The sequence below is a fragment of the Ideonella sp. BN130291 genome, from assembly GCF_036231905.1.
In the GTDB taxonomy this organism is placed as follows: domain Bacteria; phylum Pseudomonadota; class Gammaproteobacteria; order Burkholderiales; family Burkholderiaceae_C; genus CAMLIZ01.
On the sequence record NZ_JAZARE010000004.1, the window covers coordinates 232,599 to 245,915 of the forward strand.

Annotated in this window: 12 protein-coding genes and 1 tRNA gene; 2 read left to right on the forward strand and 11 right to left on the reverse strand. The window is 69.8% G+C overall.

From position 1 onward, the window contains the following. Position 1: 1 nt before the first annotated feature. Together VPH43_RS10280 and VPH43_RS10285 are read right to left on the reverse strand one after the other, a co-directional pair. On the reverse strand, positions 2-1,051 hold the full coding sequence (locus VPH43_RS10280) for an asparaginase (protein WP_328577595.1): 1,050 nt from the start codon (positions 1,049-1,051) through the stop codon (positions 2-4). 57 nt (positions 1,052-1,108) lie between these two features. Then, a complete protein-coding gene (locus tag VPH43_RS10285) occupies positions 1,109-2,197 on the reverse strand; it encodes a DUF748 domain-containing protein (protein ID WP_328577596.1) in 1,089 nt (362 codons plus the stop codon). A gap of 55 nt (positions 2,198-2,252) precedes the next feature. Here VPH43_RS10285 and VPH43_RS10290 point away from each other — a divergent pair, with 55 nt between their 5' ends. Continuing rightward, positions 2,253-3,074: a DUF429 domain-containing protein gene (locus tag VPH43_RS10290; RefSeq protein ID WP_328577597.1), complete on the forward strand. Its 822-nt coding sequence runs from the start codon at positions 2,253-2,255 to the stop codon at positions 3,072-3,074. 9 nt (positions 3,075-3,083) lie between these two features. Here the strand turns inward: VPH43_RS10290 and VPH43_RS10295 are convergent, their stop codons facing one another. Both VPH43_RS10295 and VPH43_RS10300 read right to left on the reverse strand, forming a co-directional pair. Beyond that, positions 3,084-3,842 carry a HesA/MoeB/ThiF family protein gene (locus VPH43_RS10295; RefSeq protein ID WP_328577598.1) on the reverse strand — a complete coding sequence of 253 codons (759 nt, stop codon included), beginning with the start codon at positions 3,840-3,842 and terminating at the stop codon, positions 3,084-3,086. A gap of 90 nt (positions 3,843-3,932) precedes the next feature. After that, positions 3,933-5,363, reverse strand: a complete 1,431-nt coding sequence (locus VPH43_RS10300; RefSeq protein WP_328577599.1) for a S41 family peptidase — start codon at positions 5,361-5,363, stop codon at positions 3,933-3,935. A 141-nt stretch (positions 5,364-5,504) separates the two neighbouring features. Between VPH43_RS10300 and VPH43_RS10305 the strand changes: the two genes are divergently transcribed. Continuing rightward, the gene (locus VPH43_RS10305) at positions 5,505-5,786 is read left to right on the forward strand and encodes a DUF427 domain-containing protein (protein ID WP_328577600.1); all 282 of its coding nucleotides are present in this window, start codon (positions 5,505-5,507) and stop codon (positions 5,784-5,786) included. A 19-nt stretch (positions 5,787-5,805) separates the two neighbouring features. Here the strand turns inward: VPH43_RS10305 and VPH43_RS10310 are convergent, their stop codons facing one another. From VPH43_RS10310 to VPH43_RS10340, 7 genes are all read right to left on the reverse strand, one after another. After that, positions 5,806-6,654 carry an ATP-binding response regulator gene (locus VPH43_RS10310; protein WP_328577601.1) on the reverse strand — a complete coding sequence of 283 codons (849 nt, stop codon included), beginning with the start codon at positions 6,652-6,654 and terminating at the stop codon, positions 5,806-5,808. Positions 6,655-6,742: 88 nt separating this feature from the next. After that, positions 6,743-6,821: transfer RNA gene (locus VPH43_RS10315), tRNA-Arg, on the reverse strand. Between the two features lie 111 nt (positions 6,822-6,932). Continuing rightward, positions 6,933-7,649: a hypothetical protein gene (locus tag VPH43_RS10320; RefSeq protein WP_328577602.1), complete on the reverse strand. Its 717-nt coding sequence runs from the start codon at positions 7,647-7,649 to the stop codon at positions 6,933-6,935. Further along, entirely contained in the window at positions 7,646-8,605 is a 960-nt protein-coding gene (locus VPH43_RS10325) for a hypothetical protein (protein ID WP_328577603.1), read from the reverse strand. Before VPH43_RS10325 ends, VPH43_RS10320 begins: the two co-directional genes overlap by 4 nt. Before the next feature lie 4 nt (positions 8,606-8,609). Beyond that, on the reverse strand, positions 8,610-9,176 hold the full coding sequence (locus tag VPH43_RS10330; protein ID WP_328577604.1) for a hypothetical protein: 567 nt from the start codon (positions 9,174-9,176) through the stop codon (positions 8,610-8,612). Next, entirely contained in the window at positions 9,173-9,550 is a 378-nt protein-coding gene (locus VPH43_RS10335) for a hypothetical protein (RefSeq protein WP_328577605.1), read from the reverse strand. Before VPH43_RS10335 ends, VPH43_RS10330 begins: the two co-directional genes overlap by 4 nt. A gap of 52 nt (positions 9,551-9,602) precedes the next feature. Next, on the reverse strand, positions 9,603-13,265 hold the full coding sequence (locus VPH43_RS10340; protein WP_328577606.1) for a hypothetical protein: 3,663 nt from the start codon (positions 13,263-13,265) through the stop codon (positions 9,603-9,605). Between the last annotated feature and the right edge of the window lie 52 nt (positions 13,266-13,317).

Below are 13,317 nucleotides of genomic sequence, written 5' to 3' on the forward strand. Positions count from 1 at the left end.
GCTACCGGCTCGCGGCCAGCGCCTGCCTCAGCGCCGGGCTGGGCCGCAGCGAGCCCACCTCGATGCCGTTCCAGTTGCGCATCACCAGCGTGCTCATCGCCTGCATGAACGCGCGCTCCTCGTCGTCCAGTGGCGCCAGCGCCTCGATCAGCGCAGCCATCACCACCTCGCACGCGCGCGCGTTGTTGCCGTCGTCCATCTTGATGGCGACGCCCAGGCCGCGCTGCGGCAGGGCGGCGCAGTACATGCCTTCGGCGCCGACCTTGCAGTACACACGCTCGCGCAGGCGGTCCATCACCACGGTGTCGAAGCGGCCGGTGCCGGCCACCATGAAGGGCGCTGCGGCAATCGCCCTGCGCAGCCTGGCAGCCGCGTGGGCATGGCCTTCGCGCAGGCCGATGCCGGTGCCCCAGCGCGCGAACGCCAGCGCCAGGCTGCGCAGCGGCACGCCGTAGGTGGGGATGGAGCAGCCGTCAGTGCCGCGCGGTGCCGCACCGTTGGCGAGCTTCACGCCGGTGGTGGCTTCCAGTGCCGCGGTGATCTCGCGCATCACCGGGTGGTCGGGCTTGACATAGCCGCGCACGAAGTCGGGCAGGGCGCTGGCGCCGGCCATCATGCAGGCCAGGCACACAAAGCCGGAGTGCTTGCCGGAGCAGTTGTTGTGCAAGGCGGTGGGCGTGGCGCCGTGGGCCGCCATCGCGCGCACGGTCTCTTCGTGATAGGGCCAGTGCGCGCCGCATTCGAGCACGGCCGCGTCCACGCCGGCCTTGGCCAGCATGCCGGCCGCGGTGCGCACGTGTTCGGGCTCGCCGTTGTGCGAGGCGCAGGCGATGGCCAGCTCCTCGTCGGTGAGGCCCAGGCGCTCGGGCGCGCCGCTTTCCACCAGGGGCAGGGCCTGCAGCATCTTGTTGGCCGAGCGCGGGTACACCGGGCGGTCGATGTCGCCCACCTGCAGCAGCACGCCGCCATCGGCATCCAGCACCGCAAACGCGCCAGCGTGCACCGACTCCACCATGTCGCCGCGCTGCAATTCCACCAGGATCGGGTTCATCGTCGTCTGCTCCTTGTTGTGTCCAGCGCCGGCAAGCGCCATACCGCGCCGCAGTGCTCAGCGCCCCATCAGGCCCTTGATCACGCCGCCCAAGCCCTCCACCACGCCGCCCATGCTCACGCCCAGCTTTTCCGCCATGGCGGATGCGATGCGCGTGGCCAGGTCCTCGTTGAGCGAGAAGTTGGGGTCGTCCAGGCGGCCGGCCAAGGTGAAGTGCAGTTCGATGCGGCCGTCGCGGCCCATGGCGGCCAGCACCGCGCGCTGCGGCACCCCGGCAAAGCTGCCGCCGCTGCGCAGCTCCACCTGGGTGAGCGTCAGGGTGCCGGGCGCCTGCAGCCGGTTGTTCTTCACGTCCGCCTTCAGCGCCAGGTCCAGCGTGCCGCTCTTGACGCCACCTTCGGCCACCTTCAGCAGGTAGGGCTCCAGCGCCACCAGCTCCACGCCGCGGAAGTCGGCCTTCAGGGCGGCGTCGTGCGTGGCGGGGGTCAAGGTGCCGTTGATCTTGAGGGTGCCGTCGCGGTGCGGGCCCTTGAACAACGCCTGCACCGCGATGTCCATCGGCTGGTCCACGGTGGGCAGGCGGATGTCGCGCACCTCGGCCTGCAGCGCGGCCAGCCGCATGCGGTGGGCCGGCTGGCGCACGGAGGCGTCGTAGAAATCCACCTCCGCGTCTCGCAGCGTCACGCGGTCCAGCAGCACCAGGGGGGCCGCGGCCGCAGGCGTATCGCCGTCAGACGGCGCATCGGTGCGCGCCGGCCGCTCCAGCAGCGCCGGCAGCAGATGCAGCTTGCCATCGCGCGTGCGGTACAGCGAGAGGTAGGCCTTGTCCACCTCGACCCGGCCGATGCGCCAGCGGCCGCCGAACAGGCTGGCCAGGTCGGGCCGCACGCGCACGCGTTCGGCGCGCAACTCGTCCGCAGCCGGCCAGGGCCGACGGCCGCCACGCTCGGCGCGGATGCGCAGGTTGCGCACTTCCACGCCGGTCCAGCCCAGGTCGATGGCGTCCACGCTCGCGCGTGGCCCCAGCGCATCGAGCAGCACCGCCTGCAGCCGCTGCAGGGCAAAGTGGTAGGCCAGCAGCAGCACCACGGCGAGGGTGCCCAGCGCGGCCAGGGAGATTAAAAGTCGTCGTGTCAGCGGGCGCATCGGCAGAGGTTCCTGGAGGGATTGTGCAGGTGCTGCCCCCGCCACAATCCACGCCATGTCTTCCGCTTTTCCGCCGCTGGTCGGTGTTGACTTCAGCAGCCGGCCCACCCGCCGCAAGCCCATCACCGTGGCGCATGGCGAGCGCCACGGCGCAGTGCTGCGGCTGGGTACCACGCAGGCCTGCGCCAGCCTGGACGCCTTTGCCGACTGGCTGCAGGCGCCGGGTGCCTGGCTGGGCGCCTTCGACTTTCCGTTCGGGCTGCCGCGCGAGCTGGTGGAACACCTGGGCTGGCCCACCGAGTGGGCGCGACTGGTCGAGCACTACGCGGGCCTCACGCGCGAAGACATCCGCAGCACCTTCGCGGCCTTCTGCGCCGCGCGGCCGGTGGGCGCCAAGTTCGCACACCGCGCCTGCGATGCGCCGGCGGGCTCGTCACCGTCGATGAAGTGGGTGAACCCGCCGGTGGCTTACATGCTGCATGCGGGGGTGCCGCTGCTGGTGGCCGCAGGTGTGAGCCTGCCGGCCGTCGGCCTGGACGGCGACCGCGCACGCGTGGCGCTGGAGGGCTACCCTGGCCTGCTGGCGCGTGAGCTGATCGGGCGGCGCTCCTACAAGAGCGATGAAACCGCCAAGCAGACACCCGAGCGGCTGATCGCGCGCAAGGACGTCGTGGAGGCGCTGGAGCAGGGCCGCACGCGGCTCGGGCTGCGCTTGAAGCTGAGCCATGCGCAACGCGATGCGCTGGTGGACGATGCGAGCGGCGACAAGCTCGATGCGGTGCTGTGCCTGATGCAGGCGGGCTGGGCGGCGGGGCAGCCGAGCCACGGGCTGCCGGAAACGCACGACCGGCTGGAAGGCTGGATCGTTAGCGCCTGAGGCAGTGGATCACTGCGGCCGATGCGGCGCGCACACCGCGCAATCCGGGCTGCGCCGCACGCGGATCTCGGTCCACTCCATGGTGCGCGCGTCCACCATCTGCAGCCGCCCGGCCAGCGAGGTGCCGATGCCTGCCAGCAGCTTCAGCGCTTCCGCGGCCTGCAGGCTGCCGATCAGGCCCACCAGCGGCGCGAACACGCCCATGGTGCTGCAGGCCACGTCCTCGAAACCCGCGTCGGGTGGGAACAGGCAGGCATAACAAGGTGCGTCGGTCTGGCGTGTGTCGTACACCGAGATCTGGCCGTCGAAGCGGATGGCGGCGCCCGCCACCAACGGCTTGCGGTGCGCCACGCAGGCGGCGTTCACCGCATGGCGGGTCTTGAAGTTGTCGCTGCAGTCGAGCACCACGTCGGCCGCTGCCACCAGCTCGTCCAGCAGCGCGGCATCTGCGCGCTGCACCCGCGGCTGCAGCCGCACCTCCGGATTGATGGCCGCCACGCTCTGCGCCGCCGACTCGGCCTTGGGTGCGCCCACTCGCGCCATCGAATGCGCGATCTGGCGCTGCAGGTTGGTGAGGTCCACGCTGTCGTGGTCCACCAGGGTCAGCGTGCCGATACCCGCGGTGCCCAGGTACAGCGCCGCGGGAGAGCCCAGCCCGCCCGCGCCGATGACCAGCGCGTGCCCGGCCAGCAGGCGCTGCTGCCCCTCGATGCCGATCTCGTCGAGCAGGATGTGGCGCGAATAGCGCAGCAGCTGTTGGTCGTTCATCCGGCGAGCATACGAAATCGGCCTGCGGGGCGCCCCAAGGCAAAGGCCCGCACGCGGCGGGCCTTCGGTGGGCGGCGCTGAAGGCCGGGATCAGTTGTTTTCGACTTCAGCCTTGCGCTCGGTCATGGTCTTGCTCACCAGCACCGGCTTGCCCTTCAGGCGGTTGAGCGCCTGGGCGAGCTGGAAGTCCTCGTTGGTGCCGAACTCGGGCAGCGGCTTGGGCGCTTCCTTGCTCTTGGCGAACTGCTCTTCCAGCTTCTTGCGCGCTTCCTCGCGCGCCTTTTCGCGGGCTTCGTCCTTCTTCTCGTCGGCGGTGCCCAGGTGCTTGTCGAGGTCGGCCTCGCGCATGCGCAGGGCGGCGAACACATTGCCCTCGGCGGTCTCGTCGATCATCACGTCGGGCACGATGCCCTTGGCCTGGATCGAGCGGCCGCTGGGCGTGTAGTAGCGCGCGGTGGTGATCTTGAGCGCGGTGTCGCCGGTGAGCTGGCGCACGGTTTGCACCGAGCCCTTGCCGAAGGTCTGCGCGCCCATCACGATGGCGCGGTGGTGGTCCTGCAGTGCGCCGGCCACGATCTCGCTGGCCGAGGCCGAGCCTTCGTTCACCAGCACCACCAGCGGCACGCGCTTGACGGCTTCGGGCAGGCGCTTCAGCGGGTCACCGCCGCGGCGCGCGTAATTCTCGGGCGATGCCTTGAAGCTCTGCTTCGAATCCGGCAACTGGCCGTTGGTGCTCACCACCAGGGCATCCTGCGGCAGGAAGGCGGCCGACACGGCGACTGCGCCTTCGAGCAGGCCGCCCGGGTCATTGCGCAAGTCCAGCACCAGGCCCTTCAGGTTCGGGTCCTGCTTGTAGATCTCTTCCAGCCGGCGGGCGAAGTCTTCCACCGTGCGGTCCTGGAACTGGGTGATGCGGACCCAGGCGTAGCCGGGCTCCACCACCTTGGCGCGCACGCTCTGGACCTTGATCTCTTCGCGCGTGATGGTCAGCGGGAAGGTGCGGCTTTCGCTCTTGCGGAACAGGGTGAGCTGCACCTTGGTGTTGGGCTCGCCGCGCATGCGCTTGACCGCCTGGTCCATGCTCAGGCCCTTGACCGCGGTGTCGTCGATCTTGGTGATCAGGTCACCCGCCTTGATGCCGGCGCGGAAGGCCGGGGAGCCTTCGATCGGGGAGACCACCTTGACCAGGCCGTCTTCCATGCCGATCTCGATGCCGACGCCGACAAAACGGCCGGAAGTGCCTTCCCGAAACTCCTTGAAACTCTTCTTGTCGAAATACTGGGAGTGCGGGTCCAGGCCGGCCACCATGCCGGATATGGCATCGCCGATGAGCTTTTTCTCGTCCACCGGCTCCACGTATTCCGCCTTCACCAGGCCGAATACCGCCGCGAGCTGTTGCAATTCCTCCAGGGGCAGGGGGCTCAGGGAGCTGCGCGCAAACGCCTGGAACTGGATGGTGGTCAGGGCACCAGCCACCGCCCCCAGGGCGACCAGGCCGGCCACTTTCATCTTGGCACCCATGTGAACTGCTTCTTTCGTGAGGGAGAGAGGGAAGAAAATGCCCGGATCAGTATAAAACCGGGCCCTGGCTTGGAGCGTGCTTCACCCTCGAAAGTTGCACGCCCCCGGCCCCCTTTCAAGCGGGAAAACGAGAGGAATCACATGAAAGCGATCTGGAATGGTGAAGTCATCGCGGAAAGCGACGACACGGTGGTGGTGGAAGGCAACCATTACTTCCCCGAAAGCGCGGTCAACCGCAACTACCTGATGCCGAGCAACACGCGTACCACCTGCTCCTGGAAGGGCACGGCGCACTACTACAACCTGCTGGTGGACGGCGACGCCAATCCCGACGCCGTCTGGTACTACCCCGAGCCCAAGGAAGCGGCGGCCGAGATCAAGGGCCGCGTGGCCTTCTGGAAGGGCGTGCAGGTGCGCGAATAACGGCCGTGCGGCCAGCCGCTCAGGCCTTGGCCACCACCTTGGCCAGGGTGTGGGCGACGGCGGTCATGTCCACCGGCTTGGTCAGGTGGGCGCTGAAGCCGGCCGCCGCGCTGGCGCGCCGGTGCTCCTCCTCGCCATAGGCGGACAGCAGCACGGCCGGCACCCGCTGCTCCGGCGGCAGCTGGCGCAGCTCCCGCACCAGGTCCAGCCCGTTGCCCAGGCCGTCCAGGTACAGGTCGGACAGCAGCACGTCGAAGCGGCCGCGGCGGATGCGCTCCAGCGCTTCGTCGAAGCGGTGGCAAACGCTCACATCCATGCCCAGGTCGGACAACATCAGGCGCACCACCTCCGCGGTGTCCACGGCGTCTTCGACGTACAGCACCCTCAAGCCGCGCAAGGCGGCCCGTTCCCGGCTGGACAGCCGGGGCTCGCCATGCAGGGCGCCCGGCTGGGTGGGCTGCGCCGGCTCCGTGGCGGGTGGTGGCTCTGCGTGTTCACCCGCCCGGCGCCCGGTGCCCGGCGCACCAGGCTCGCCGGCCAGGAGGCTCAGTTCGCCCAGCATCTGGGCGTGGCGGTCGATGTTGTGCTGGATGCGCTCCAGCGCCAGGTCGCGTTTGGCAGGATCCTCCGCCGCGCGCAGCAGATGCATCCAGCTCATGGTCGACTGCATCGGGGCGCGCAGGTCGTGGACGATTCGCACCAGCGTCTGCATGCGCGCCCGTTCGGCCGTTTGGGCGGCCTTGAGCGCCAGCTCCGCGGCCTCGCGGGCACGGGTTTGCTCGGCCAGGGCTTGCTGCAGGGCCAGCACGCGCTCGTCGGTGAAGCGCCGTGCAACCGTGTGCCGGCGCGCGTGCCCGGAAGCTTTCATGGAGACAGGCTCCTCCTTGCCCCTGAATACAGCACAGCTGCATTCACTCTAGAGCAGGGGACATCCCCCATCAAGCACCTGAAACGGGTGGTCCCTCCGACAGGAATCGAACCTGTATCTAGCGCTTAGGAGGCGCTCGTTCTATCCATTGAACTACGGCGGGAGGGTGCTGCCCGGCTCGCATGGGCGGCGCAGGCGGAAAACGCGGCAGGCCGCTGGCGCAGGCCGCAGTGTAAGACCTGTGCCGGGCGGCCCGGCCGTTGCGCTGGCAGCGCGGGTCAGGGCGTGGCGCCAGCGTGCAGGCGGGCTGGCGCAGGGGAGCATGCGTGGCAGTGGGCAGAAAAAGCCCGCGCGATGGCCGTGCTGTCGAGCCACACGCTGCGCAAGTCGCCCGCCAGCGTGGCCGACAACGCGGCCAGCGCGTGCGGCAAACGCTGGCGGGGCATGGAGGCCAGCAAGGCCCGCGTGTGTGTCACGGCCTCGGAATCCCAGTTGGCGCAGGGCCGGGAAAAGTCATATCCCGCCTCGCGCATCGCGTTCAGCCGTGGCCCGCCTTCGTACACGATGGTCATCACGCTGGCAATCGGCTCGCAGGCCGCAGCGCCGCACAGGTAGGCGTACCGCAGCAGCGAGTTGAGCCCCTGGCGCGCCGCAGCCGGTGTGGTGGCCGCCCGCGACAGCACCAGCGCCGGCGCGGCGATGTCGATGCCAGCCAGCGAATATTCGAGAAAGCCCTCGGCCTGCGCGATGGTCGGCAGCACGGTGGCGCGAACCGTGGAGAGCACCTGGCCATCGGTGTCCCAGGCCGCCAGCACCGTGGCGGCGTCGTCCGCGGGGCCCCACTGCAGCAGGGCTTCGTCCTTCCAGCTGAACTCGCGGGCCTGCCGGTAGGCGCTGCGGCGCACGGCCTCCACGCCGGCCCGGTCCTCCGGCCGGGCCACCCCGATGCGCCATCGCCATGGCGATGCACGGTGCTCGGCCAGCCGGGTGTTCATGCGGCGGCCATCGGACACAGTGCATCCAGCATCGGCCCGTAGATGTCCGGATGCCACTGCGGGTTGCTGTTCACTTCCAGGAACCAGGGTTGGTCGTTCGCGTCCACGATCGCGTCCAGCGCAAAGCCGATCTGGCGGCCAGGCGGGCCGGGGATGCGCGGCCACAGGCGCTGGCCTGCGTCCACGAAACGCTGCGCCAGCGGGGTGCCGGCCAGCCGCGGCAGCAGGTTGCTGTTTTCGTACACCGTGGGATTGAAGGGGGACACGTAGCGGTAGTCGCACACCACCTGCGTGCCCGCGGGTGGCACATCACCCGGCTCCACACCTTGCAGGCGCGCCAGGTGCTCGTGGTCCGCCGGCGCTTCCGGGCTGGCGCGCTGCAACAGCTCGGCGTAGGTGTGGCTGCCGTCGCCCGTCACACGCGGCATGTCAAAGACCTCCAGCACCGCCAGCGTGCCGCTCCAGTACCAGGCGCGTGCGATGCGGCCCCACTTGAACTCTTCGCAGTATTCGCCCTCCTGCAGGCTCAGCTTGCCGGCCTCGCTGGCCTTGAACGGGCCGCGCATGCCATAGCCGAACGCGCCGCGCGCGCGCTTGACCACGAAGGGCGCGGTCACCGATTCGAGCTGCAGCCAGTGCGCCGGCGTGGGGATGTCGAGATCGCGCGCAGCCTTCTTGAAGTCGAGCTTGCTGAGCGAGATGTCCCAGCCCTGCGCGCGGTAGGGCAGCCAGCCGACGAAGCCGATGGCAAAACGGTCGGGCACGTCGAAGTACACCAGTTGCTTGCCGTCGCGTCGGCCCACGAACTGCGGCAGCAGCCGGAACTCGCGCGACTCGAAGCGCACCGTGAGCGACAGGTCCATCGCGTCGATGGTGGTGCGCGCATGGCGCGCACGTGCCCATGCGCCCACCGCCTTGGCGTGTTCGAGCAGGCTGGTCTTGAAGCGCAGGTTCATGGCGCTATGTCGAGCAGGGTGTCGCAGGCAGCATCGGGGTGCTGCGCCACTGCGCCTGGGCTGCTGTCGGCATGTCGAGTCGTTTCGTTTGTGCCCGGCACTGGCGCGCCAGGCCGTCGATCCCGATGTCGATCTCGTACTGGCCGGATCGTTCGAGGTGGAGCTCCACCCCCATGCCGCAGATCGATGGGCCGAGCGAGCCGAACAGCGCGAATTGATAACGCCCGGCTGGCAACTGCAGCTCCACGACATCGCTGCGTGTGGGGTCAGGGGAGCCCACCATGCCCGCGCGCGGATACAGCGACGGGCCGGTGTCGCTGCGGCCGTCCTTGCGAACGGTGGCGGTGCTGGGTTCAGCGTAGGGAAACAGCTGCGGCAGGCGCACCGGGGCGCTGCACTTGCCGTCGGTGATCGTTCTCAGGTTGCCAGCCACGCTGGAGAACACGCCCGCCTGGCCGAGTGCGATGCGCACCTTGGCAGCGTCACCGCCCGCGTAGGGCTGGTAAGGGGCGGCGCAGCCTGCGAGTGCCGCTGCGCACAGCGAGGCGGCAAAGTGTCGTGGGGTCTTCACGCCGTGACGTTGCGGAAAATGGTCGACAAGTACTTGCCAGTCCGGCGGTCGAGCAGGGCGGTGACCAAAGTCAGCGGCGCCATGCCAATGCTCAGCTTGCCGCCGGTCAGCGCCGGAACGCCGTAGTTCAGTTTCTTGGGATCCGAGCGGTCCAGCGACCACTTGCTCCCGGTGTGCTTGCGAATGACCTCCCCGATGTAGCGCGCGGCACCGTCATGGAACGCCGTCTCCGACGAGGGCCGAATCTCTTGCGGCGACTGGTATTTCGACAGGGCCCAGGCTTCGACCACGTCCAGGGATTCCGGCGTGAAGTCCAGCTTGCCGGCCAGCTGAGGCGGCGCCGAAGCAACGAACCGCTGCAGCGCGTTGTCCATCTCAATGAGCCACACCTGGAATTGGTCGTCGGTTGTCGCGTTCGCAGTCACATCAATCTCCGATCTTCACGTCGATCCCGGCTCGCCTCAGGGCATCTTCCAACGGCGCTGATACGCGATCCCGGAACACCCACTGCACGCTCCATCCCTGCTTCACGAGTTCGGCGTCGCGTGCGAGCTCCCACAGGTTGTCGGCCGTGGCAGTTTGATAACCAGTCTTGTACTCGATGGCTTTGCGAAGGTCAGGGTCGGCGATGTCGAGTCTCCGGTTCTCCGTTCGTCCATCCAGCTCCACCTGGACCGTCACCTCCCGCGCGCCCCAGCCGACCATGTCGCGGTAGCGGTTTGCGGCATCGTTGGCCTGCGCCGCCCGGGTTTGATTCGCGTCATAGGTGGAGGACCAGCGATCGTAGTCCCACTCACCGCCGCGCTCCTGGTAGTAGTCCCAGGTCGCGGCCTTGTGCTCGGCTGTGCCGGGCTCGAAGCCGCGGCTCGTGATGATGAGCTCGTCGATTGTCTGCGGCTCGATGGGTGAGCCCGGGATGATCGCGGGCGAGGGCGGCGCGATCGGCGTCGTGATCGGCTTGTCGAGCAAGTCGCGGTCTTCGGGGCTGAGCGGTGGCGTCGTGATGACCCCCGGCCCCGCCGGCGGCGGGGCCACGTTGATCAACGGCCCGGTCAGCTGCCGCAGTTCCTCGGGCGTCAGCATGCTGGTGCGCTGGGTGGTCAGCAGGTCGCGGACGGCGTATTCGTTGAACTGCCGGTCCTGCAGGCGCAGCCACTCGCCTGACTCGCTGCGCACTTCCAGGTAGCCGTCGGTGACATCGCTGCCGGGCTTCACCAAACGGGTGTTCTCGTTGAACGGCACCACCGTCTCGCCGCCTCCCAGTGGCGTGGGATACAGCGCCAGGCCCAGGGCGCCTGCCCCGCGCAAGGCCGTGGGGGCCCAGCGGGCGGCCCAGGTGCCCAGGCCCGACAGGGCCCCTTCGCCCACGAGGGCGCCTTCGGCCAGCGTCCACGGGGCGACCAGCGTCGAGGCGAGCATCAGCTGCCGGGGGTCGGCATTGCCCGCCAGCGTGAGCGCCTGCGCGCCGTTGGTCACGAGTGTCTGGCCGGGCGGCACCACGACGGTCCAGGCGCCTGCCTGGATCTGGTCCGCCCCAACGAGCTGAAGCTGGCCGTCGGTGCCGCGCACCAGGGCATGGTTCGGTCCCGCGGTCAGCGTGTACTGGCCCTCGACGTCCGATCGATAGCTGAGGACCTTGTTGTCACCTTGCCAGACGTTGCGCTCCACGATGCGCCCGGTGTCGTCACGGCGCGTCATGTCCCAGTTGCGCTCACTGTCGGGCCGCACCGGCCCGCTGCCAGGGCCGACGGGGTAGGTGACCGCCACGCGGCTGTCGAACTCCTGTGCCGCCAGGGCACTGGCCTGCTCGGTGCTGAAGCCCTGGCGCTCCAGCTGCGCCTGCAGCTGCGCCCGCTGCTGCTCGGGCGACGCGTTGGGGTCGACGATGCCAGGCATCAGGTTGCCCTCGTCGTCGAAGGCAGTTCTCGTCTCTGGCTTGGGGTCGAGCTGTTGCAGCGTGTCGGCGAGGAACGCGCTGGCGAAGGCGTGTTCCGGATCGTCCGGGTTGCCTGCCGCGCGGATGGCCGAGCCGAGCACGCGGGCGAACATCTTGGCCGATGCCGCTTGGGTGGCGGTCATGCTGCCGTTCTTCACCGCCTCCGCGATGTTGGCCTGCATGTTGCTGCTGGCCAGGTCGGCCAGGCCGCCGGCAAAGCCGGCCAGCGCCCCGTCTTCGAACTTGCCGCCCAGCAGGGCCTGCACGCCGCCCTGCACCGTGGTGCGCAGCGCGATCGTGCCGGCCGCGCCGCCCACCTCGTTGGCGATCGGGCCCAGGCCGTTCATCAGGCCCGCGGTCAGCCCGCCCGCCAGCGCACCCTGCAGCACGCCCTTGAGCGTGAGGTTACCGCTCAGCATGCCGCTGGCCACCGAGGTGGCCGCGCCGGCCACGGCCGCGGAGACCACCACGCCGGCCGCGGTGAGCGCGGTGGCGCCCGCCGCGGTGGTGGTCGTGAGCCCCATCGCACCCGCGGCGGCCGGGCCCAGGGTGCCGGCCGACACGTACGCCACCGCGCCCACGATCACCATCTGCACCGCGGTCTCGAACCAGTCGCGGTCCTGGTGGATGTTGCCGTGGGGCGTGGCCCAGCCGGCCTCGAGGTCGAAGCCGACCATGTTGCGGTCGTTCAGCTCGGGCGGCCGGTTGGGGTCGATGCCCAGCAGGTCGCGGTGCTGCATGCCGCCGCCCACCCCGTACATCGACCAGTTCGGGTTGTCGAAGCTGATGCTGCTGGCGAAGTTGCGGCCCGATTCGTCCGTGGCGAACTGGCTGTGGCTGGCGCCGTAGAAGGCGGCGAAGGCCTCGTGCTGCAGGCCGCCTTGCTGCTCGTACCAGGCGGTGAACGCGTCGGGGTCGAACACGCGGTCCGTCTGTGCCATCGGCTGGCCCGAGGCATCGCGCAGCGGCTGGCCGCTCTCGTCGGTGACGTAGAGCGTGTGCGTGCTCTGCACACCACTCTCGTCGCTCACCGTGACGGTGCGTGCCCGCTCCACCCAGCCGGGGCCGTTGCCCGCGGCCTGGGCCTGGCCCATCGCGCTGGTGTACTGGTCGCGCACCGACTGCATGGCGTTGGACAGCCGGCTCAGCTGCTCGTAGCGCTGCTCGCCGTAGATGCGCACCTGTTCGAGCGCAATGCCGTCCATGGCCGGCGCCGGCGTACCGCCGTAGGTGGTGATCAGGGCCTTGACCTGCGGGTCGGCCATGTACAGGTCCAGCATGCCCAGCTGGCCGGCGTCGCCCATGGCGCGGCCGGCGGGCGGCGGCCCGGCATTGAGGGCGTGGTCCGCGGTGGCGACGCGCCAGATGTCGGGATGCTGGGCAAAGAGGGTGGGCACGTCGGTGCCGTACTGCGCCGCCAGCGCCTGCAGGGGTGCACCGGCCTGGGCACGGTAGGTCGCCGCAAAGGCCTCTTCGTTGAACTCCAGCCACTGGCCCGCGGGCGGGCCGTAGACTGGGCCGCTTTCGTCGTAGCCCACGATGCTGGGTGCCGCGCCGGGGTCGGGGATAAACACCGCAGCGGCGCCGCTGGCGCTGTGGGTCTGTCCGCTTTCGTCGGTGATCATCAGCGCGGGCACCCAGCCCGCTCCCGCACCGCCGCTGGCCTGGGCCTGCGCCCGCGCGGCTTCGTAGTCGGCACGCACGGCCACCAGCGTGGTCTCGCGGGCGGCCAGCCACTGCGCATCGACCGGCGGCTCACCGGTGTAGCCGGATGCGGCCATGGCCGGCGCATTGGCGGCCGGTGGCACGGCCTGCAGCGCCAGAGGTGTTGCGGGGTTCGTCGTAGTGCCGGGGTAGGCCGCAGCGATGGCCTGCGCCACCGGTGTGGCCGGTTGCGGCCCGGCCACTTGCGCCGGCGCCGGTTCCGCCACGGTGGCGGTGGCCAGCAGCCGGCGTGCGGCCGCGGTGTCCTGCTCCACCAGCACCGCCATCGCGGCCCCGCTTTCGTCGACCACCATCATCGGCGCCAGCGCCTCCGGCTGGGCTTGCGGCTGCCCCGCGGCGGCCGGGTCTGCCTGGCCGGTGCGTACGTCAAGCGCCGGCTCGTCTTCCACGGCGTGCATCGTGGTGCCGCCGATGTTGTCGATCCTCATGGACTCTCCCTGCGATAGCGATCCCCGCCTGCGCGAGGCTGGCCGCAATGTC